The organism is Caulobacter segnis, assembly GCF_031454995.1.
GTDB classification, from domain to species: Bacteria; Pseudomonadota; Alphaproteobacteria; order Caulobacterales; family Caulobacteraceae; genus Caulobacter; species Caulobacter segnis_E.
On sequence record NZ_JAVDRV010000008.1, the window covers coordinates 193386 to 214113 of the forward strand.

Below are 20728 nucleotides of genomic sequence, written 5' to 3' on the forward strand. Positions count from 1 at the left end.
GTCAGAGTCTGTTAGGACTCTATCTGGATTATCTCCTCTCAGTTTGGCGACCCGTGGGCACGGGCCGTTGGTTGGAGGGGACCTACGATGAAACGACTTCGTCTCGTCGATCTGCCGTTGATCATTAAGATCGGCTTCGCGCCGGCTTTCGCGCTGCTCATGCTGGCCCTGATGGCCGGCGGAGCCATCATTGTTCAAAAGAGCCAGTCGGCCGCGCTGAAGCAGGTCGTCGAGAACGACATGCGCCAGAACATGGAGATCCAGAAGATTTCCAAGCGCATATCGAACATCAACGGCGAGCTGTTCGTCGTCATGACCCACAAGGCCGGCAATATCGACGTCGACAAGAACGACGCGCGCATGGCCGCCGTTCTGGCCGAGACGGACGCGGTCAAGAAGGATCTGGTCGCTCTGAAGAGCAAGCTGCCGGCCGACGAGCAGCCCAAGATCAACGAACTGATCAAGTCGCTCGAGGAATGCCGCAGCGCCATCGACACCGTCAGCGGTATGATCGGCGTCGACTTCGGCATGGCCGCCGGCTTCATCGCCCCGTTCGAAGAACAATACGCCAAGATGACGGGCGTGCTCGACCAGGTGGTCGCCGCCGCCAACTCGCGCGTGGCCAAGGAGACGGCCAAGCGTCAGGCCGAAGCCACCGCCGCGATGAGCATCACGATCATCCTGTCGCTGGTCACCCTGGCCGCCGTCGGCGCCCTGGCCTTCCTGACCGTGATGACGACCCGCAAGTCGATCAACGACATCGCCGGCGCCACCGACAAGCTCTCCAAGGGCGACAACAAGATCGACCTCGAGAAGCTGACGCGCGGCGACGAACTCGGCGCCATCGTTTCGGCCCTGAAGGTCTTCCGTGACAACCAGCTGCACCTTGAGCAGCTGCGCGCCGAGCAGGAGAAGTCGGCCGCCCTGACCGCGGACGAGCGCCGCGCCAAGGAAGCCGCCGCCGCCGCCGCCGCCCAGGAAAGCGCCCTCGTGGTCACCAGCCTGGCCGAGGGCCTGGAGAAGCTGGCCTCGGGCGACCTGACCTTCCGCGTCAGCGCCGAGTTCCCCGGCGATTATCGCAAGCTGAAGGACGACTTCAACGCCGCCATGGGCTCGCTGCAGGAGACGATGAAGGTCATCGCCGCCTCGACCGACGGCCTGCGCACCGGCGCCGACGAGATCGCCCACGCCTCCGACGACCTGTCGCGCCGCACCGAACAACAGGCCGCCAGCCTGGAAGAAACCGCCGCCGCCCTCGACCAACTGACCGCGACTGTTCGTCGCACGGCCTCGGGCGCCCGCCAGGCCTCGGACGTCGTCTCCACCACCCGTGGCGAAGCGACGCATTCCGGCCAGGTTGTGCATCAGGCAGTCTCCGCCATGGGGGAGATCGAGAAGAGCTCGGGCCAGATCAGCCAGATCATCGGCGTGATCGACGAGATCGCCTTCCAGACCAACCTTCTGGCCTTGAACGCCGGCGTCGAAGCGGCGCGGGCGGGCGAGGCGGGTCGCGGCTTCGCCGTCGTGGCTCAGGAAGTCCGCGCCCTGGCGCAACGTTCGGCCGAGGCCGCCAAGGAGATCAAGACCCTGATTTCCTCGTCGACCCAGCAAGTCAGCCAAGGCGTCAGCCTGGTCGGCCAGACCGGCGAAGCGCTGCAGCGGATCGTCACGAAGGTTGGTGAGATCGACGCCCTGGTCACCGAGATCGCGGCCTCCGCCGCGGAGCAGGCGACCGGTCTGAACGAAGTCAACACGGCCGTGAACCAGATGGACCAAGTCACTCAGCAGAACGCCGCCATGGTCGAACAGTCGACCGCCGCGACGCACTCGCTGAAGGGCGAGACCGCCGAACTGGTTCGCCTGATGGCCCGCTTCCAAGTGGGCGCGGCCGCCTCGTCCTATTCCCGCCCGGCCGTCGCCGACGCGGCTCAGCACGCTCCGGCGCGCAACCCGGTGGCCGAGCAGCAGGCCCGTCTGAACACCTTCGCCCGTCCGGGCCGGAGCAACGGTTCGGCGGCGGTCGCTCAAGCCCCCGTCACGGAAGGTTGGGAGGAATTCTAATGGCCGCCATCGCGCTGCCTGAAAATCTGGACCTGAAGGCCGCGGTCCCTCTGAAGGCCGCGCTCCTGGCTCGCCGCGGCGCGCCGATCGAGATCGAGGCCGACCAGGTGCGCCGTTTCGGCGGTCTGTGCCTGCAGGTCCTCCTGGCGGCCCGCAAGGCCTGGGACCAAGACGGTCAATCCTTTTCCATCAAGGGGCCTTCCGAGGCCTTCGTAGAAACCACCCGTCTGTTTGGCGCTGAAAAGGCGCTCCTGTCGGCGGAATTCCAAGGAGCTGAATCGTGACGCAGACGGTTCTTACGGTCGACGACTCCCGCACCATGAGGGACATGCTGCGCATGGCCCTGGCCGGCGCTGGCTTCAACGTGGTCGAGGCCGTCGACGGCGAGCATGGGCTCGAGGTCCTCTCGGCCCACCGTCCCGACGTGATCATCACCGACATCAACATGCCCAAGCTGGACGGCTTCGGTTTCATCGAGGCGGTGCGTGTCGACGACGACTATCGCGCCATCCCGATCCTGGTCCTGACCACCGAAAGCGACCCGGCCAAGAAGCAGCGGGCCCGCGAGGCCGGCGCGACGGGCTGGATCGTGAAGCCCTTCAACCCGGAAAAGCTGGTCGACGCCATCCGCCGCGTCGCCGCCTGATCGGGCGAGTACTCCGCTGCTTTGATTTGAATACCCGTTGCTAGACGCGAATTAGGACGTACGGGAAATGGACGAGCTAGAGGCCATCAAGGTCACTTTCTTCCAGGAATGCGAGGAGCTCCTCGCCGACCTCGAGGGCGGTCTCCTGGCCATGCAGGAAGGGTCCGGCGACCTCGAGACGGTCAACGCCGTGTTCCGCGCCGTCCACTCGATCAAGGGCGGCGCCGGCGCCTTCGGCCTTGAGCCGCTGGTGCGCTTCGCCCACGTGTTCGAGACCCTGCTGGACTCCGTGCGCTCCGGCGCCGTGCCCAGCACGATCGAACTGGCCGCGGTCCTGCTGCGCGCCTCCGACATCCTGGCCGACCACGTCAGCGCCGCGCGCGGCCTGGGCGATGTCGATATGGCCGCCTCGGCCGCCATGGCCGCCGAACTGGCGCATTGGACCGATCCGGCCGCGAACCCGGCTCCGGCCGCCGCTGCCGCTCCGGTCGCCGATGCTCCCGCCGCCGAAGCGCCCGTCGAAGCTCCCGCGGCCCCCGCGGCGGCTGACGACGACGCGATGGAAGAGGATGACCTCGGCTTCGTCTTCGTGCCCCAGACCATCACGGTGGAGGCCCAGGCGGCCGACGCCGAACTGGCGCCCGAGCATGTCTGGACGGTCTCGATCCGTCCGAAGTCCGATCTCTACCGCAAGGCCAACGAGACGGCTCTGCTGCTGCGTGAGCTGAGCCGGCTCGGACCCATCAAGGCCACGTTGGACGACCGCCACCTGCCCCTGCTCGACGAGCTGGATCCGGAAGCGGCCTACGTGACCTGGAACGTCCGCGTCGAGACGGAAGAAGACGAGACCGCCATCCGCGAAGTCTTCGAATTCGTCGACGGCGACTGCGACCTCGACATCATTCGCGGCGAGGCCACGGTCGAGCAGCTGGCCGCCCTGATCAGCGGCGGCGACATCGCCGCCGCCGAGGTTCAGGCGCCCACCGCTCCCGAGCCGATGGCGGTCGAGGCGCCCCCGCCCGCGCCGCCCGCCGTCGAAGTTTCCGCGCCCGTCGAGGCCCCGCCTCCGGCGCCGGCGCCCGCTCCTGTCGCCGAAGCGCCGAAAGCCGCCGCGCCCGCCGCTGGCGCCGCGCCGGCCAAGGCCGCTCAAGTCGAAGTGCCCGGTCCGGGCCAGTCGGTTATCCGCGTCGACCCGGAACGGATCGATCGCCTGATCGACCTCGTCGGCGAGCTGGTCATCAATCAGGCCATGCTGGCGCAGCGCGTCGGCGAATATGGCATCGCCCCGTCCTCCAACCTGGCCATGGGCCTCGACGAGCTGGAACAGCTGACGCGCGAGATCCAGGACAGCGTCATGGCCATCCGCGCCCAGCCGGTGAAGTCGGTGTTCCAGCGCATGCCGCGCCTGGTCCGCGAAGTCGCCAACATGACCGGCAAGCAGGCTCGCCTGGTGATGGACGGTGAAAACACCGAGGTCGACAAGACGGTCATCGAGCGTCTGGCCGAACCGATCACCCACATGCTGCGCAACGCCATCGACCACGGGCTGGAAAGCCCCGATGAGCGCAAGGCCGCCGGCAAGAACCCCGAAGGCATGGTCCGCCTGGCCGCGCTGCATCGCAGCGGCCGGATCGTCATCGAGGTTTCCGACGACGGCAAGGGCATCAACCGCGAACGCGTCTTCTCGATCGCCGTCAAGAAGGGCCTGATCGCGCCCGACCTGCAGCTGACCGACGAAGAGATCGACAACCTGATCTTCCTGCCGGGCTTCTCGACCGCCGACAAGATTTCGGACGTGTCGGGCCGCGGCGTCGGCATGGACGTGGTCAAGCGCTCGGTCCAGGCCCTGGGCGGCCGGATCTCGATCACCTCGCGTCCGGGCCAGGGCTCGACCTTCACGCTGAGCCTGCCGCTGACCCTGGCCGTCTTGGACGGCATGGTGGTCGACGTCGCCGGCGAGACCCTGGTCGTGCCGCTGGCCGCCATCGTCGAAAGCCTGCGCCCGAAGCCGGAAGAGGTTCGTCCCTTGGGCCCGGTCGGTTCGGTGCTGGCCGTCCGCGACAGCTTCGTGCCGCTGATCGACGTTGGCCTGACGCTGGGCTACCGCGACGAGAGCCCCCATCCGACCGACGGCGTCGTGCTGCTGGTCGAGGGCGAGGACGGTTCGCGCGCGGCCCTGGTGGCCGACGCCATTCACGGGCAACGCCAGGTCGTCATCAAGTCGCTGGAACAGAACTACCAGCAGGTCGAGGGCGTCGCCGCCGCGACCATCCTGGGTGACGGCCGCGTGGCCCTGATCCTCGACGTCGACGCCACGATCGCCATGCGGCGTCGTGAAGGCGGCGCGCCTCGTCCCCCCGAACCCACCCTCATCGCCGCGGAGTAAGTCATGACAGACCATGCCACCGCCATCGGCGCTGAACGCCGAGAACTGATCTCCTTCCGCGTGGGCGACCAAGAGTACTGCGTCGACATCATGGCTGTCCGTGAGATCCGCGGCTGGAGCCCGGCGACGACGCTTCCCCAATCGCCCGGCTTCATGCGCGGCGTCATCAACCTGCGCGGCGCGGTGCTGCCGATCATGGACCTGGCTTGCCGCCTGGGCATGCCGGTGCTGGAGCCGACCGTCCGCAGCGTCTTCATCGTCGTGAAGGCGGCGGATCGCACCGTCGGCCTGCTGGTCGACGCGGTGTCGGACATCCTGTCGATCAACGACGACATGGTGCAGCCGACGCCGGACATGGCCTGCGACACGGTCCGCAACTTCGTGCGGGGCATTATCTCAATCGAGGGCCGGATGATCAGCGAAATCTCGCTGGACCGCATCCTGCCGGAACGGGAGGCGATGGCCGCCTGATGACCTCCGCAGCCCTTTCCGAACGCGACGCCCTCGTCGACGGCGAGTTCGCCTTCACCAACCAAGATTTCAAGCGCATCGCCGCCCTGCTCTACGATCTGGCGGGCATCAGCCTGCCCGACAGCAAGGCGACGCTGGTCTATTCGCGGCTGGCCAAGCGCCTGCGCGCCCTGGGCCTTCGCTCGTTCGCCGACTACTGCGCCTTCGTGGCCAGCGAGAAGGGCGGCGACGAGAGCCAGGAGATGCTTCGGGCGTTGACCACCAACGTGACGCGCTTCTTCCGCGAGCCTCACCACTTCGAGGACCTGCGCGTCAACGTGCTGGAGCCGATCGCCGACCAAGTGCGCGCCGGTCGTCGCCTGCGCCTGTGGTCCGCGGCCTCCTCGTCGGGCCAGGAGCCGTATTCGATGGCCTTCACCGTGCTGTCGGTGTGGCCGAACGCCGCGGACCTGGACATCCGGATCCTGGGCACGGACATCGACACCAACGTCCTGGCGACCGGCCGGGCCGCCGTCTACGACGAGAGCCTGCTGGAGGGCATCCCCGCGGCGACCCGGACCCAGTTCTTCGAGCGCGACGCCAGCGATCGCCGCGCCTGGCGGGTCTGCGAGGCCGCTCGCAGCCTCGTGGCCTTCCGGGAACTAAATCTCAACGGTCCGTCGTGGCCTATGAAAGGTCCGTTCGACGCCATCTTCTGTCGGAATGTCGTGATCTACTTCGATGAACCTACCCAGGAACGCGTCTGGAGCCGCTTCGCGCCGCTCGTCGCTCCTGGCGGCCGGCTCTATGTCGGCCACTCCGAGCGCGTTGGCGCTTCCGTGACCGCGTTCGAAAGCTGCGGTCTAACCGCCTACAGAAAGGTGGGCCGCTAATGGCTAAGATCCGTGTACTCGTCGTCGATGACTCCGCCACGATGCGGAGCCTGATTTCCGCCGCTTTGAACCGCGATCCCGAGATCGAGGTCGTCGGCGGGGCCGGCGACCCCTTCGAAGCCCGGGGGATGATCAAGACGCTGAACCCGGATGTCGTCACGCTCGACATCGAGATGCCGAACATGAACGGCATTGAGTTCCTCGAGAAGATCATGCGCCTGCGGCCGATGCCGGTGGTCATGGTCTCGACCCTGACCCAGGCCGGCGCGGAAATGACGCTGCGGGCCCTGGAACTGGGCGCGGTGGACTGCGTCGGCAAGCCGGCGGACGCGACGGGCACCCAGGAAGCCCTGGCCGAGATCGTCACCAAGGTGAAGACCGCGGCGCGCGCCTCGGTGCGCACCAAGGCCGACGCCGCGCCGGCTCGAGCGCCGCGCAAGGACTACGTGCCTTCGGGCGATCTGCTCGCGATTGGTTCTTCGACCGGCGGCGTCGAGGCGCTGCTGTCGATCCTGCAGCAGTTCCCCGAGACCTGCCCGCCGACCGTGATCACCCAGCATATGCCGGCGACTTTCACCGCCAGCTTCGCCGCCCGGCTCGATCGCGCCAGCGGCGCCAAGGTCACCGAAGCCTCGGACGGCGCCATGCTGGAGCCCGGCAAGGTCTACGTGGCCCCCGGCGGCGCGACGCACCTAGAAGTCGTTCGATCGGCGGGGCTGCGCTGCCGCCTGGTCCAGGGCGATCCGGTCAGCGGCCACCGCCCCTCGGTGGATGTGCTGTTCAACTCGGTCGCCCAGGCGGTCGGCGACAAGGCCGTCGGCGTGATCCTGACCGGCATGGGCCGCGATGGAGCCCAGGGCCTTCTGGCGATGCGCAAGGCCGGCGCGCGCACGCTCGGCCAGGACGAGGCCAGCTGCGTCGTCTACGGCATGCCTCGAGCCGCCTTCGAAATTGGCGCGGTGGAGAAACAGGTTTCCCTGTCCTCCATGGGCCAGTCCATTCTTGATCTGGCCTCGGCGAGGCGCTGAACCCATGCCACAAGCAAGCACCATCTCCGTTCTTGTCGTCGACGACCAGCTGACCATGCGGGCGCTGATCCGCAATGCTCTGCAACAGATCGGCTTCAAGGACATCCGTGAGGCGCCGGACGGCGAGGAGGCTCTGAAGAACCTCCTGGCCAAGCCGGCCAATCTGGTCATCTCGGACTTCAACATGCCGAAGATGGACGGTCTGGCGTTGCTCCGCGCGGTGCGCTCGCACCCGCCGATCCGCCAGACGGCCTTCGTCATGCTCACCGGTCGCGCCGACCGCGAACTGGTCCAGCGCGCGGTGCAGTTCGGCGTCAACAACTATTGCGTCAAGCCGTTCACCGTCCAGGGACTGCGCGACAAGATCGAACAGGTGTTCGGACAGCTGACATGACGCACCCCCATCCCTCCGAAGACACCGAGCGCGCGATCAAGGTTCACGTCACCCAGGGCGAGAGCCACGTGACGACCGACCCCAACGTGGTGATGACCACGGTGCTGGGCTCGTGCATCGCCGCCTGCATCCGCGACCCGCAGTCCGGCGTCGGCGGCATGAACCACTTCCTGCTGCCCGATTCCGGTGACGGACGTGGGACCGGCGGGGACGCGGTCCGCTACGGCGCCTACGCCATGGAACTGCTGATCAACGAGCTGCTGAAGAAGGGCGCTCGCCGCGAACGGCTCGAAGCCAAGATCTTCGGCGGCGCCAAGCTGTTCGACGGCCTCTCGGACGTCGGCGCCAGCAATTCCGCGTTCGCCGAGCGCTTCCTGCGCGACGAAGGCATTCCGATCGTCTCGTCCAGCACGGGCGGCGTCTCCGCGCGTCGGGTCGAGTTCTGGCCGGCCTCGGGCCGCGTCCGTCAGCGCCTGGTGGCCGTCGACAACGCGCCGCAGGACGTTCGTCGTCCCGCGCCCGCCCCGATGCCCGCCGCCTCCAGCGGCGACGTGGACCTGTTCTGATCGCATGCAACCTTCGCCGCTTCCGACTTCGACGACGGAAACCACCGAGCATCTCGCGATCGGTGAGCTTTCGCGTCGTCTGGCGGCGGAACTGGCGTCGGCCGCGGCGATCTGTCGGGACTGCGAGCACCTCGCCGGGGATCTCGCTCACGGCGGCGCCACGATCGAGAACTTGGCGAGGCTGCAGGCTCTCGACGAGCTGAGCCAGCGGCTGCACGGACTTTCGGAAGTGCTCGAGCGGATCGGTCATCACGCCTCCGGCGAATGGAGCATGTCGATCACGCCGGTCCTGAACGGTCTTGGGCTGTCGGATATGGCCCAGAGGCTGCGCGCCGAGGAGCAGACCGAGGAACGCCAGGTCGCTGGCGAGCTCGATTTCTTCTAGCGCCTATGAGCGACGCGCTTCTCCCCTCGACACGGATCAATCTCGAGCGGGCGACGGTGCTCGTGCTGGACGACAATGGTCCGTCGCTGGACATTCTGTCGCAGGTTGTCTCGGGCTTCGGCGTCAAGCAATTGCTCCGCGCCGAAAGCGTCGCCGATGCTCAGACCCTGGTCCGCACCAAGACCTTCGACCTGATCATCAGCGACGTGCAGATGCCGACCACGGACGGCATCGAGTTCATTCAATGGCTTCGGCGGGAAGGGGGCGAGACCAATCGCTACATTCCGGTCATCCTGGTCACCGGTCACACCCGCACATCGCAGATCTTCAAGGTGCGGGACGCCGGGGCGAACTTCATGGTGGCCAAGCCGATCACGCCCAAGGTGCTGCTGGAACGCATCTTCTGGGTGGCGCGCGAGGATCGCGCCTTCATCGAATGCGACACCTATGTCGGGCCCGATCGGCGCTTCAAGCATGAAGGGCCGCCTCCGGGCACGGACGGGCGGCGCAAGGACGACCTTCCGCCGGAGGTGGGCGAGGCGCAGACGCCCAACATGTCCGACGACGAAATCGCAAACCTGATGCGCCCAGCCAAGGTGCAGATATGAAAGTCCGCAAGTTTCGCCCCCCCAACCGCCTGACCGCGCTGATCAAGGAGCGCGGCGGGATCATGGCCAAGGACGCCATCGCCGCCGCCGAGGCCGGGGTGGAGAGCCTGCGCGAGTCGTCCATGGCCGCGCTCGACGAGGCCATCGCCGAGATCGAGCGCCGCTTCGGCAAGGATACGCCCGAGCGGGTCTCCGAGGCCTACGAGGGCCTCTACGTGCTCGGGTCGCGGATCATCGACGTCAGCGCCTTCGTGTCCGACGCGGGGATCGACAAGGCGGCGGTGTCGCTTTGCACCCTGGTCGACAGCTGCGAAGGCGCCGGCTATTGGCGCTGGGACGCGGTCGATGTCCATATCGACGCCCTCCGTCTTCTGCGGGCCCACGGCGCCCTGCTGCCCGTCGATCAGCGCGAGGCCATGCTTCAGGGCCTCTATCAAGTCAGCAACTACCGTCCCGAAGAGGCGTAAGGCCCGGGTTCTCCGAACGTTGCTATGTGTCGGAAACGCAACGGCGCGTCGCGTTCCGGGATCCGTGGCCATATTGCGGCCTTGTGGCGCGCGACAGCCTTTGTTAGCACTATGCCACCGGTGTCAAAAAACTAAGTTCACTACTGACACCGGTGACAAAAACTAAGACTTACCGGCTGGGGCTCGTTCGCGAGGGAAGGTCGCGAAGCGGAACAAAGGCCAGACAAGGGCGCAGGCGCCTATGGTCGACACGGGAGGAGGCTATATGTCCAAGAATCTCACGGGGCGCGCGCGCGCCCTTCGGTACGGCGTCTCGAGCGGCGCCCTGACCCTGACCCTGATGATGGCCGGCGGCGCGATGGCGCAGACCGCTCCGGCGGCGCAGGCCGCCGATCCGGCGGAGGCCGTGGTCGAGGAAGTCGTCGTCACTGGCTTCCGCAAGTCGCTGGACGCGGCTTTGAACGTCAAGCGCGACTCCGTTTCTTCGGTCGATGTGATCGTCGCCGAAGACATCGCGAAGTTCCCCGACCAGAACCTCGCTGAATCGCTGCAACGCGTGCCTGGCATCTCGATCGTCCGCGATGGCGGCGAGGGTCGCGCCATCACCGTCCGCGGCCTGGGCTCGCGTTTCACCCGTGTGCGCGTCAACGGCATGGAAGCGGTGGCCACGACGGCCGACGGCGCCAGCGCCAATCGCGAGCGCGGCTTCGACTTCAACGTCTTCGCCTCCGAGCTGTTCAGCTCGCTGGTCGTGCACAAGACCGCCGAGGCCTCGCTCGACGAAGGCTCGCTCGGCGCGGTGGTCGATCTGAACACCGGCAATCCCATGCGCGGCAAGGACGGCTTCACCATGGCCCTCAGCGCGCAGGGCCAGTACAACAGCCTCAGCAAGGACCTGGGTCCGCGCGTGGCGGGCCTGATCAACTACCGCGCCCCGAGCGGCTTCTGGGCCGCGTCGGTGTCGGCGGCCTATTCGCAACAGAACCAGATCGAGTCGACGAACAACACGGTTCGCTGGTCGCAAGCCCGCTTCAACCGCGTGGGAACGACCAACTGCTTCACCGCCCAGAATTCGGGCGGCAGCTACGTGCCGAGCGCTGCGTGCGACCAGGTCGCCCTGGCCTTCCACCCGCGCATTCCGCGCTATGGCGAGGTGAACCACGACCGTGAGCGCCTGGGCGTCACCGGCAGCCTGCAGTTCGCCCCGACCGATCGCACCAAGCTCTCGATCGACGGTCTCTATTCGAAGTACAGCGCCGTCCGGAACGAGAAGTGGGCCGAGGTCCTGTTCCGCTCGAACGAGCGCTCGATCAGCGTTCGCGACTATACGATCGACGGCGACAACAACCTGATCAAGGGCACGTTCGACAACGCCTGGGTCCGCCTGGAGCATTACGAGCGCAAGCTGGACACGACCTTCCACCAGCTCAGCGCCAACCTGACGCACGAGTTCTCGGACCGGTTCAAGATTCAAGGGCTGGCGGGCTTCTCGAAGTCGGACGCCGACATCCCGTACGAGACGACGATCATCTTCGACGATCGTGACGCGGCTGGTTACAGCTACGACTATACGAACATGAAGAAGCCGGTGCTGGCCTTCGGCACCAGCATCAGTGATCCGACGAATTTCCAGTTCGCGGAGTTCCGCGACCGCCCGTCGAACAACACCAACAAGTTCAAGACCTTCGGCCTGAACGGCGACTGGGCGATGACCGACGCCGTGACCCTGAAGGCCGGCGCCGTGTTCCGTCAGTTCGACCTCGACCTGCGTGAAGGGGCCCGCGACTCCAGCTATTGCGCGGCCTTCACCTGCGCGGCCGGGACCTATGGCGCGCCGGTCACCTCGGCGCTCACCACGAACTTCTCTCTGAAGGGCGCGGAAGCTCCCGCCGGCACGACCACCAGCTGGGCCGCGCCGAACCTCCAGGCCGCCACCGCGCTGATCAACCTGTACCAGCGCCCGCTGCTCGTTCAGGCCGGCAACACCCGCTCGGTCACCGAGAAGGACACCGGCGCCTTCGTGCAGATGGATGTGAAGAGCCGCATCGGCGATCTCGACTATGCGCTGAACGCTGGCGTTCGATACGTGAAGACCGAGCAGTCCTCGACCGGCCTCAACAGCGGCCAGAACCTGACCGTGGATCGCACCTACGACGACTGGCTGCCGGCGGCCAATCTGGTGCTCTATCCGATGGACAAGGTGATCGTCCGCGCCTCTGCCGCCAAGGTCATGACCCGTCCCAACCTCGGCAACCTGACGCCGGGTGGCTCGGTGGACGGTTTCAACTACCGCATCACCACCGGCAATCCGCAGCTGAAGCCCTATCGGGCCAAGGCCTATGACGCGGCGGTGGAATGGTACTTCGCCCGCGAGTCGATCTTCTCGGTCGCCTTGTTCAAGAAGGACATCGCGAGCTTCCCGCTCTCCACGTCGGTCCAAGGCACCTATGCGTCGACCGGCTTGCCGTTGTCGCTGATCCTGGCCAGCTCCCCGGCCGCCGCCAATCCCGAGGCGCGGCCCTGGACGATCGGCACGACGATCGACGGCAAGGGCGCTTCGCTAAAGGGCGTTGAGTTCGCGGTGCAGGGGCCGTTCAGCTTCCTGCCGGGCTTCTGGTCGAAGTTCGGCGGTATCGCCAACGTCACCCTGGTCGATTCCAACGTGAATTACCGGGTCAATGGCGCGGCCACCGTCGCCGATCCTCGCAATCCCACGACGAACGCACAGCTGTCGTTCCCGCAGCTCGTCGCTCGTGACGAGTCTTCGAGCCTGTTCGACCTGTCCAAGCGCGCCTTCAACGCGACGCTCTACTATGAGGGCGACAAGTTCAGCGCGCGCGCCTCGGTCGCCTATCGTAGCGGCTACACCGACGCCGCCAGCGACACCGGCAACGTGTTCGAGGGCTACAACAGCTCGGTCAACGTCGATGCGTCGATGCGCTTTCGCGTGACCGACCAAATGGAAGTCTCGTTGGAAGGCGTGAACCTGACGGACGAGTACCGCGACCGCTTCACCGACCTCGAAGCCAATCGCAACTACGAGTACAACCACTTCGGGCGGACCATCATGTTCGGGGTCCGCTATAAGATGTAGTCCCGCCGCGAGGCATGGACAGGAAGGCCGCCGGGTGACTGGCGGCCTTTTTCTTTGACGTCTTGGGTCTAGACGACGGAGCCGTCGATCCAGGTTTTCGCGACGTTGAGGTCGTCGTCTAGCAGGCAGAAGTCGGCGGCGAGGCCGGGGGCGATCCGGCCGCGCTGGTGGGCCAGGCCCAGGAACGCGGCGGGAGCGGCCGAGGCCATCATGACGGCGTCGGCCAGGGAGAGGTCGAGCGTCGCCACGGCGTTGCGGACGGCGGCGGCCATGTCGAGGTCCGAGCCGGCCAGGGTGCCGGCGTCGTCGACGCAGACGCCGTCGCGGACGGTGATCTCGCGGCCCTGCAGGATGAAGCGCTTGTCGACCATGCCCACCGTCGGCATGGCGTCGGTGACCAGCATGAACCGGTCCAGAGGCCGTGCGCGCAGGGCGATCTTCAGGGTGACCGGATCGACGTGGCGGCCATCGACGATGATCCCGGCCCAGACGCTCTGGTTCTCCAGCACCGCCCCGACGACGCCGGGCTCGCGGCTGGTCAGCGGCGACATGGCGTTGAAGAGGTGGGTGACGCCGCTCAGGCCATGATCGATGGCCTGACGCATGGTCTCGTAGCGGGCGTTGGTGTGGCCAGCGGCGACGATCACGCCAGCCTTCGAGAGGCGGGCGATGATCTCGGGCGTGGTCCGCTCGGGGGCCAGGGTCAGCAAGAGCTTGCCGCGCTTCAGCGAGGAGAGCAGGGCGATGGCGTCCTCGTCGATGACCCGGAACTTGGCCTCGTCGTGGATGCCCTTGCGCTTGGGGTTCAGGAAGGGCCCCTCGATATGGACGCCCAGCACGCCGGGCACGCCCCGCTCGATGGCGGCCTCGGTGGCCCGCAGGGCGACATCGACCACATCCAGGTCATCGCTGATCAGGGTCGGCAGGAAGCCGGTCGTGCCATAGGCGCGGTGGGCCGCGCCGATCGCGGCGATCGTCTCCACGGTGGGCGCGTCGTTGAACAGAACGCCCCCGCCGCCATTGACCTGGGTGTCGATATAGCCGGGGACCAGCAGGCCGCCGGCCAGGTCCTGGCGCTCGGCGTCCGCGGGGACCTCGGCCATCGGAACCAAGGCGGCGACCTTGCCGCCCTCGACGAGGACGGCGTGGCCGTCGACAACGCCGGCCGGCGTCAGCACCCGGCCATTGATAAGCGCGACCAACATCAGCTCAGGGCGTTCAGCTCGGCCACGAAGTCATAGGCGTCGCCGCGGTAGTAGGACTGGGTGACCTCCACCGCTCGGCCGTCCTTCAGAAAGCCGCGCCGTTCGATCAGCAGGCCCGCGTCCTTGGGCGGAACGCCCAGCAGATCGGCCTGTTCGGCGGCGAACAACACCGCCCGCAAGCGCTGCAGGGCGCGCACCGGCCTATGGCCGGTGGCCTCCAGCGCCTCGTAGAGCGAGACAGCCACCGCGTCGACCGAGGGCAGGGCGAAGGCGGCGATCGTCGTGTACTCCACCGCCATGGGCGACCCGTCGGCGTAGCGGATCCGGGCGAAGCGATAGACCGGCGTCCCCGGCGACAGGCCCAAGGTCAGCGACTCTTCGGGCGTGACCTGACCTTCGCTGCGGCTGATCCATTCGCTGCGCGGGACGCGCCCGCGCGCGATCATGTCCTCGGTGAAGGACGACAGCTTGGAGAAGCTCTTCTCGACTCGCGCGGCGACGAAGGTGCCCGCGCCCTGACGACGGGTCAGCAGGCCCTCGCTGACCAGACCGTCCAACGCCTTGCGCACGGTGATCCGCGAGATCTTGAACTCGTCGGCCAGGTCCCGTTCCGCCGGCAGGGCGTCGTCGGGGCCCAGCACCTTCTTGTGGATCGCCTCGCGCAGCGCGCGCTGCAGCTGCTTGTAGAGCGGGGCGTGATCGTCGGCGGCGCCGAGCCCGCCGATCCGTTCCGCGAATGTCATCGCCCAGCCCCCTCCGCGCAAATCGACGGCGCCCTCCGCCCGTCTTGGTAGCTTATGACCATTTTCATACCAATCACAACCTGGTCCGCAATTGGTTTCTTTTTGGCCTTGTCATCCGAAAAATTTCCGTCACAGTTCTCTCCCGAGGCCTGAGAAGTACCCATTTCTGCGGATCCTCCCAGAAAATTGGTACCAGATTGGGCTTGGGGTTCGGCTCCGGGTCCAAGGCCCGGCATAATGGGGAGAAGCCGAGTATGAAACGTTTCCACAAGTCCGTCCTGGCCGCGTCCGTCAGCGCCATGGCCGTCGTGGCCGCCGCGCCGGCCCTGGCGCAAGATAGCAACGCCGTCGATCAGGTGGTCGTCACCGGCATCCGCGCCTCGTTGTTGCAATCCATCGAATCCAAGCGCCGCGCCGACGCCATCATCGATGTCGTCACCGCCGAGGACGTCGGCAAGTTTCCGAGCGCCAACGTCGCCGAAGCCCTGACGATCGTCCCGGGCGTCACCGTGGACCGCGCCTTTGGTCAAGGCGAGAAGGTCAGCATTTTGGGCACCGATCCGGCGCTGAACCGCACCCTGCTCAACGGCCAGACCGTCGCCTCCGCTGACTGGTTCATTCTCGACTCCCCCGGCCGCACCTTCAACTATGCGCTCCTGGCCCCGCAGATCGTCGGCAAGGTCGACGTCTACAAGTCGCCCGAAGCGCGCATCGACGAAGGCAGCATCGGCGGCACCGTCATCGTCAACACCCGCAAGCCCCTGGACCTGAAGTCCGGTCTGATCGCTGGCGCGGTGAGCTATCTTTATAACGACCGCTCCAAGAAGGGCGACGCCCAAGGCTCGCTGCTGGTCAGCTGGAAGAACGCCGACCAGACCTTCGGCGCCAGCTTCTCGGTCCAGCGCGCCGAGGACCAGCTGCGCCGAGACGGCGTCGAGAGCTACGGCACCATCGCCGCCAACCAGTGGGCCGGCGGCAATCCCGACAATCCGGTCGACTCGCGCACCAAGGGCTGCACCGGCGCCTGCGCCACGACCCTGACCTCGAACCTGACGGCCCGTAGCCCGAACGCCTTCGGTGCCTCCTATTTCGAGCAGGACCGCACGCGGACGACCTACACCACGGCCCTGCAGTGGAAGCCGACCGACGCCCTGTCGTTCGAGTTCAACTGGCTGAAGATCAAGGCGGACTACGACAACACCAACCAGTCGATGTACGCCTTCCAGGGCAACACCTGGAACAGCCTGGGCGCCCTGACCGATCTCACCGTCAACAACGGCGTCGTCACCAAGGCTTCGTTCAACAACGCCCTCTCGGTGCTGGACGTCCAGTATCGCGAGGCCGAGCTCAAGTCCGACACCTACCACCTGAAAGGCGGCTATAAGGGCGAGGGCTGGGACCTCTCGGGCGAGATCGGCAAGTCGACCGCCGACGGCGGCACCAAGCGCCAGGTGTTCCTCGAGTTCCTCAACTGGGCCAACTACACCGTCGACATCAGCGGCGCGCCCAAGAGCGCTGGCAGCCTGACCTATACGACGAATGTGATGGGCAATCCGGCCGCCTTCGCGACCGATCCGGGCTGGAGCGGCAACCTGGTCTCCAAGCCGACCTCCGACGAGGAGAAGTACGCCCAGATCGATCTCGGCAAGGACTTCGACGGGGTCCTTCAGCGCGTGCAGGTCGGCTACAAGCGTCGTGAACACGAGACCGGCCAGCAATACGCGGGCATCGCCATCACCGGCGTCGCCGCGCCGGCCTCCCTGTTCAGCCCCAGCGAAGTCCCCAGCAACTATCTGAAGGGCTTTGACGGCGTCGGCGACCAGATGAAGAACCGTTTCCGGATCAGCGGTCCCTCGATGGTCGACTACGTCCAGAGCGGAAAGTGGCTGCCGGCGGGCGCGTCCCTGCCCCAGCCCTCGATCTTCGCGGCCGCCGAGTTCACGGCCGGCAACTGGAACATCCAGGAAGACATCGACGCCGCCTACGCCCAGGCCAATTTCAAGGCCGACAACATTCGCGGCAATTTCGGCGTCCGCTATGTGAAGACCTCGGTGAACAGCGCCGGCTATGTCTGCAAGCCGGGCGCGCCGTGCAACGCGGCCGCGGACTGGACCTGGCAGGTCACCAAGAAGAGCTACGACAACGTCCTGCCCAGCGTGAACATCATCGTCGACGCGCGCGAGGACCTCGTGTTCCGCTTCGCCGCGGCCCAGGTGATCGCTCGTCCGAACTACGCCGACATGACCAACTACTTCTGGCTGTCGGACGGCATCCTGACCGGCGGCGGCGGCAACCCGGCGCTGGAGCCCTACAAGTCGAGCAACGTCAACGCCTCGGCCGAGTGGTACTTCCAGCCCCAGGCCATCCTGTCGGCGGAAGTCTTCTACAAGGACATCTCGAACTACATCCTGCAGCGGACGCAGCCCGAGTCGTACTTCAACCAGTCGCAGGGCAAGGTCACGACCTATCAGATCAGCCGTCCGTTCAACGCGGGCTCGGCCGAGGTCAAGGGTGTGGCCCTGGCCTACCAGCAGACCTACGCCTACGGCTTTGGCCTGCTGGCCAACTACACCTACGCCGACGCCTCGGGCCAGGACGGCGCGCCGCTGCCCTACAGCTCGAAGAACCAGGTCAATGTCAGCCCCTTCTACGAGAACGGCCCGTTCTCGGCCCGGGCGACGTTCACCTGGCGGTCGAAGTACTTCACGGGCGTGGACCGCGGCGACAACATGTTCGTCCGCGCCTCCAAGACGCTGGACGTGACGGCGGGCTACGCGGTGACCAAGAACATCACCGCCTCGGTCTCGGCGCAGAACCTGCTGGACAGCGAGTACTACGCCTACGCCAACACCACGGCCCTGCCGCGCGGCGTCTACCGCACGGGCCGCAAACTCCAGGCCACGTTGAATGTGAGCTTCTAACGCGCCAGGGCGGGGGCTCGGGCGTCCCGAGCTTCCGTCCAGGCGCATTGATCCGATCCCCTCCTGACTGCAAGCATGGAGATTGGGCGGGGCGGTCCAGCCGCCTCGCCCCCTTTTTGCCGTCTTAAGTTTCCTCGCGAGGCCGCGTGATCCTGACCCCGCTTCACACCGTCGCCGTCTCGGTCCTCGCCCTGGCCGCTGCCCTCGCCACGCCGGCGGGCGCCGCCGATCTGACCCTCACCCCCGCGCCCGCCAAGGCGGTCCGCGCCGAGGGGACCTTCAAGCTTTCCGCCGCCACGCGCATCCACGTCGCCAAGGGCGATATCGAGGCCCGAGGCGTCGCCAACCAGCTCGCCGATCTGATCCGGCGCTCCCGCGGCTTCCGCCCCACCGTCGTCGAGGGCGCGCTCGCCGGCGGCGAGGCGGCGATCGTCCTCACGCGCGAGGGCCCTTCCGGCGAAGCCTACAAGCTCGACGTCTCGCCGAGCGGCGTGGCCATCGCCGCCGCCCAGCGCGCGGGCCTGTTCTATGGCGCCATGTCCCTGTGGCAGCTCGCGACGCCTAACGACTTGAAGGGCCCGGTCGCCATTCCCGCCGCCGCCATCGAGGACGCCCCGCGTTTCGCCTGGCGCGGCCTGATGGTCGACAGCGCCCGGCACTATCAGTCGATCGCCACGCTGAAGGCGACGCTCGACGCCATGGCGGCGCACAAGCTGAACACCTTCCACTGGCACCTGGTCGACGACCAGGGTTGGCGGCTGGAGATCAAGAAGTATCCGAAGCTGACACAGGTCGGCGCCTGGCGGACGGACCCCGGCGCGGCGCGCGCCTATCCGAAGTACGGCGGCTTCTACACGCAGGACCAGGTCCGCGACCTCGTCGCCTACGCCGCCGCCCGCAACATCACCATCGTCCCCGAGATCGAGACGCCCGGCCACGCCCTGGCGCCGATCGTCGCCTATCCGGAGCTTGGCTCGGCGCCGCCCGATGCGTCGAAGATGGGCGACTGGGGCGTCTTCCCCTGGCTCTACAACACCGACGACGCGACCTTCGCCTTCCTCGACGACGTGCTGAACGAGGTCATGGACCTCTTCCCCTCGACCTTCATCCACGTGGGCGGGGACGAGGCGATCAAGGACCAGTGGAAGGCCAGCCATAAGATCCAGGCCAAGATCAAGGAGCTGGGTCTCAAGGACGAGCACGAACTGCAGAGCTGGTTCATCCAGCGCGTCGGCAAGTCTCTGGAGAAGCGCGGCCGCCGCCTGATCGGCTGGGACGAGATCCTGGAAGGCGGCCTGGCGCCCAACGCCACGGTGATGTCGTGGCGCGGGATCGATGGGGCGATCGCCGCCGCCAAGGTCGGCCACGATACGGTGCTGTCGCCCCATCCAACGCTCTATCTCGACAACCGCCAGAGCACCTCGGCCGACGAGCCGACCGGCCGGGGCAAGGTGATCAGCCTGAAGGACGTTCACGCCTTCGATCCGGCGCCGGCCCAACTGACCGCCGACCAGCGCCGGCACATCCTCGGCGTCCAGGCCAATGTCTGGACCGAGCACATGCAGACCGACGCGCGGATGCAGGCCATGGCCTTCCCGCGCGCCGTGGCCCTGGCCGAGCGCGGCTGGACTCCGGAGGGCGGCGCCGACTGGAGCGATTTCGCCCGTCGCCTGCCCGCCGAGATGGCGCGGCTGAAGATCCTGGGCGTCGCCGCCAACACGGTCCCGTTCGAGCCGCAACCGACGCTGTCGGAAGGCGAAGGGGGCAAGACGCGGCTGGCGCTGTCCACGGGGCTCGGGCTCGGCGAAATCCGCTACACGCTCGACGGCAAGGCGCCGACCGTGGCCTCGACGCCTTACGCCGGCGCGCTGGACCTTCCGGCGGGAACAACGGTGAAGGCCCAGTCCTTCCTGGACGGCCAGGCCCTGGGCCGCGAGCGATCCTGGACCCTCGCGCCGTCCCTCCTTCGCACGCGCCTGAGCGCCCAGCTGAAGCTGTGCACGGACAAGGTGCCGCTGACCATGATCGACGACGCCCCGCGCGCCTTCGAGCAGCGGGCGATGATGTTCGTCGACATCCTCGATCCTTGTTGGATCTGGGAGGGCGCCGACCTGACCAAGGGCGCGATCCTCAGCGTGCGCGCCAGCCAGATTCCGTTCAACTTCCAGGTCGGCGCCGACCGTGACAGCATTCCGCGGCGCGCGCCCGCGACGCCGGGCGGCGAGCTGGAGGTGCGGGCCGGCTGCACGGGTGAGCGCATCGCCGCCATCCCGCTGGGCGACGCGGCGAAAAATCCCGGTCTGTCCACGATCGTCGGCCGTTTGCCCGCTCGTCCGGCTAAGGTCGATCTGTGCCTGAGCTTCACGGCCAAGAGCGTCGACCCCTTCTGGGCGATCGACCGCGTGACCCTGACGCCCGCGAAATAGTTTTCAAGAAGAGCCTAAGCCCGTGTCCAACCTCGTTCTCGCATCACCTTTGAAGGGCTGGATCGCGTCGTTGTCGGAGGTTCCGGACGCGGTGTTCGCGGGACGGATGCTGGGTGACGGGGTTGCGATCGATCCTTTGGGCGGGGAGTTGGTGGCGCCGTGCGACGGGGTTGTGGTGTCGGCGCATCGGGCGGGTCACGCGGTGACGCTGCGCTCGGCGTGCGGGGCCGAGATCCTGATGCATGTGGGCCTGGAGACGGTGGCGCTGGGCGGCGAGGGCTTCACGGCCCGCGTGCGCGAGGGCCAGGTGGTCAAGGCCGGGCAGCCGCTGATCAGCTTTGACCTGGATTTGCTGGCCCAGCGGGCCAAGAGCCTGATCACCCCGGTGGTCGTCACCAATCCCGAAGCCTTCGAGATCGTCCGCCGCGACCAGGACATGGCCGTGGAGGCCGGCG

At 67.0% G+C, this 20728-nt stretch carries 17 protein-coding genes and 1 pseudogene; 16 read left to right on the top strand and 2 right to left on the bottom strand.

All coding sequences use genetic code 11. From position 1 onward, the window contains the following. The first annotated feature begins 43 nt into the window (after positions 1-43). From J2728_RS21060 to J2728_RS21120, 13 genes and pseudogenes are all read left to right on the top strand, one after another. Positions 44-2061 (top strand): annotated as a pseudogene (locus J2728_RS21060) (methyl-accepting chemotaxis protein). Beyond that, complete coding sequence (locus tag J2728_RS21065; protein WP_310002137.1) at positions 2061-2345, top strand: STAS domain-containing protein; 285 nt, start codon at positions 2061-2063, stop codon at positions 2343-2345. Before J2728_RS21060 ends, J2728_RS21065 begins: the two are co-directional and overlap by 1 nt. Next, positions 2342-2707: a response regulator gene (locus J2728_RS21070; protein WP_013080817.1), complete on the top strand. Its 366-nt coding sequence runs from the start codon at positions 2342-2344 to the stop codon at positions 2705-2707. Before J2728_RS21065 ends, J2728_RS21070 begins: the two co-directional genes overlap by 4 nt. Positions 2708-2774: 67 nt before the next feature. Further along, positions 2775-5093, top strand: a complete 2319-nt coding sequence (locus J2728_RS21075) for a chemotaxis protein CheA (RefSeq protein ID WP_310002138.1) — start codon at positions 2775-2777, stop codon at positions 5091-5093. A gap of 3 nt (positions 5094-5096) precedes the next feature. Then, positions 5097-5564 carry a chemotaxis protein CheW gene (locus J2728_RS21080; protein WP_310002139.1) on the top strand — a complete coding sequence of 156 codons (468 nt, stop codon included), beginning with the start codon at positions 5097-5099 and terminating at the stop codon, positions 5562-5564. Next, entirely contained in the window at positions 5564-6436 is an 873-nt protein-coding gene (locus J2728_RS21085) for a CheR family methyltransferase (protein ID WP_310002140.1), read from the top strand. The genes J2728_RS21080 and J2728_RS21085 overlap by 1 nt, the downstream gene beginning before the upstream one ends. Next, positions 6436-7464, top strand: coding sequence for a protein-glutamate methylesterase/protein-glutamine glutaminase (locus J2728_RS21090; protein ID WP_310002141.1), 1029 nt, complete (start codon positions 6436-6438; stop codon positions 7462-7464). Before J2728_RS21085 ends, J2728_RS21090 begins: the two co-directional genes overlap by 1 nt. Before the next feature lie 4 nt (positions 7465-7468). Continuing rightward, positions 7469-7858, top strand: a complete 390-nt coding sequence (locus J2728_RS21095; protein ID WP_007675655.1) for a response regulator — start codon at positions 7469-7471, stop codon at positions 7856-7858. Then, positions 7855-8424: a chemotaxis protein CheD gene (locus J2728_RS21100; RefSeq protein ID WP_310002142.1), complete on the top strand. Its 570-nt coding sequence runs from the start codon at positions 7855-7857 to the stop codon at positions 8422-8424. Before J2728_RS21095 ends, J2728_RS21100 begins: the two co-directional genes overlap by 4 nt. Before the next feature lie 4 nt (positions 8425-8428). Beyond that, on the top strand, positions 8429-8809 hold the full coding sequence (locus tag J2728_RS21105; RefSeq protein ID WP_310002144.1) for a chemotaxis protein CheU: 381 nt from the start codon (positions 8429-8431) through the stop codon (positions 8807-8809). A 5-nt stretch (positions 8810-8814) separates the two neighbouring features. Beyond that, entirely contained in the window at positions 8815-9417 is a 603-nt protein-coding gene (locus J2728_RS21110) for a response regulator (RefSeq protein WP_310002145.1), read from the top strand. Beyond that, positions 9414-9884 (top strand): chemotaxis protein CheE, encoded by a 471-nt coding sequence (locus J2728_RS21115; RefSeq protein WP_310002146.1) that lies wholly within the window; start codon positions 9414-9416, stop codon positions 9882-9884. Before J2728_RS21110 ends, J2728_RS21115 begins: the two co-directional genes overlap by 4 nt. Positions 9885-10149: 265 nt before the next feature. After that, on the top strand, positions 10150-12978 hold the full coding sequence (locus tag J2728_RS21120) for a TonB-dependent receptor (RefSeq protein WP_310002147.1): 2829 nt from the start codon (positions 10150-10152) through the stop codon (positions 12976-12978). A gap of 68 nt (positions 12979-13046) precedes the next feature. On the opposite strand, the gene nagA is transcribed toward J2728_RS21120, so the two are convergent. Further along, positions 13047-14183, bottom strand: a complete 1137-nt coding sequence (gene nagA, locus J2728_RS21125; protein WP_310002148.1) for an N-acetylglucosamine-6-phosphate deacetylase — start codon at positions 14181-14183, stop codon at positions 13047-13049. Further along, positions 14183-14926 (bottom strand): GntR family transcriptional regulator, encoded by a 744-nt coding sequence (locus tag J2728_RS21130; RefSeq protein ID WP_310002149.1) that lies wholly within the window; start codon positions 14924-14926, stop codon positions 14183-14185. Before J2728_RS21130 ends, nagA begins: the two co-directional genes overlap by 1 nt. Positions 14927-15180: 254 nt before the next feature. Between J2728_RS21130 and J2728_RS21135 the strand changes: the two genes are divergently transcribed. The 3 genes from J2728_RS21135 to J2728_RS21145 form a co-directional block, all read left to right on the top strand. Next, on the top strand, positions 15181-17847 hold the full coding sequence (locus J2728_RS21135; RefSeq protein ID WP_310002151.1) for a TonB-dependent receptor: 2667 nt from the start codon (positions 15181-15183) through the stop codon (positions 17845-17847). Between the two features lie 146 nt (positions 17848-17993). Continuing rightward, positions 17994-20273, top strand: coding sequence for a beta-N-acetylhexosaminidase (locus tag J2728_RS21140; protein WP_310002152.1), 2280 nt, complete (start codon positions 17994-17996; stop codon positions 20271-20273). Between the two features lie 22 nt (positions 20274-20295). Continuing rightward, a partial coding sequence (locus tag J2728_RS21145; protein ID WP_310002153.1) for a PTS sugar transporter subunit IIA occupies positions 20296-20728 on the top strand: 433 nt, incomplete at its 3' end.